Origin of the sequence: Siminovitchia fortis (assembly GCF_007681465.1) — a bacterium.
GTDB classification, from domain to species: Bacteria; Bacillota; Bacilli; order Bacillales; family Bacillaceae_C; genus Siminovitchia; species Siminovitchia fortis.
In genome coordinates, this window is record NZ_VEKZ01000138.1 from 1 (window position 1) to 1,437 (window position 1,437).

The 1,437-nt window shown below is 40.9% G+C and carries 2 protein-coding genes; one reads left to right on the forward strand and one right to left on the reverse strand.

Annotation, left to right across the window (positions count from 1 at the left end):
• The coding region (locus tag FS666_RS19240) for a transposase family protein (protein ID WP_244943979.1) at positions 1–496 on the reverse strand (496 nt) is incomplete at its 3' end.
• Positions 497–636: 140 nt separating this feature from the next.
• On the opposite strand from FS666_RS19240, the gene FS666_RS19245 reads away from it, so the two are divergent.
• A partial coding sequence (locus FS666_RS19245; protein WP_144598625.1) for an IS4 family transposase occupies positions 637–1,437 on the forward strand: 801 nt, incomplete at its 3' end.

The following is a 1,437-nucleotide window of genomic DNA, read 5'->3' on the forward strand; positions in this document are numbered from 1 at the left end:
TCACGCTGAAGGAATTTGAATAAAGAAGGCCTGTTTTTGACGGAACAAAGTGATTCTTTACAACAATGGGCCAATATTTATCCGAAATCCGATATGATTCAAAGCATCTTTTTTTAAGAAGTGCCTTAATCATGTATGTTCTGACTTTCTCCAGTTTCTCGCCATCCAGTTTCGATAAAAAGTCATTGATCGTATCGTAATGGGGCAGCTCTTCAAGCTCTTCTAAATCCAAAGCCTTTTTTACATTCTCAATGCACTCTTCCTTGTTGAAGCGCTCCGTCATGCTTCTCATTGAATCGATGCCAAATGCATATTTCAGGAGAATCGTGTATAGAATCGTCTCCGGTCCATAAGTGATATAGCTTTGATGCCTTGGATCTCCCACCTTTTTTAGTGTTTCTGTAAAATCATCAAAGAAATGATGCTGGATTTTGAGGAACTCGAAGAAAAAGTTTTTATTTTTTTCTCTTTGCCGTTTTTCTTTTCTTGTAACCATCCATAAATCCCCCCAAATCATGATAAATATAGCTAAATTATCCCATATTTATCAAAATCTAGGGGGAGAAATAAGTAAATTTATCTCGAAGAATTTTTACTCTTCAAGGCTGTCCATTAGATTCGAAAGTCATTCAAAAAATGGTCGATCATGCGCAAATAGACCGGTATGTTAAAAAACTCGACTTTCTTACATTTACCAACCTTTTTATCTATGCCCAGTTGAAAGGCTTGCGCAGTCTGGAACGGATCAGTGAGCATGTAAACCGGAAGAAGACCGTACAAAGACAAATCGGTATCGAAAGTATCAGTAAATCCCAGCTCTCTCGAAAGCTTGGAGATATTCCGTCCGAGATTTTCGAAAGTATCATGCGGCATCTGGTTCAAAAACTGCACCAGATATACGGGCCAAAAAAGGCCGACCAATTGCTTGGGAAGATTCATCTGATTGATTCCTCAACCCTTTCCATGTGCTTAAGTCAACATGTATGGGCGGATTTTCGAAACACCAAAGCTGGTGTCAAAATGCATACATCCATTGTTTTTTGTGAAGGGGAGTCCTATTTGGACAAATTGATTATCACTCCTGCCCGGCCGGCAGATGAAATACAGCTGGATGCATTAATCGTAATAGATAAAGATGCCCTCCACGTATTCGATCGGGGGTACTATAACTTTGAAAAGTTTGATTTCTATTGCCAAAATGGGATTCGGTTTGTCACCCGGATTAAAAGCAATACGAATGTACATGTCATTGAGGAACTGCCTGTCGATCCGTCATCTCCGATCACCCGGGATGCCGTTGTCAAAATCGGCAATATGAAACACCCCCTCCGCTTGGTAGAAACCGTGGACAGCAGGGGTAACAAGGTTTCCATCGTGTGCAATGACGCAAAAATAAACGCACAGGAAATCAGCGACCTCTACCGGACACGGTGGCAG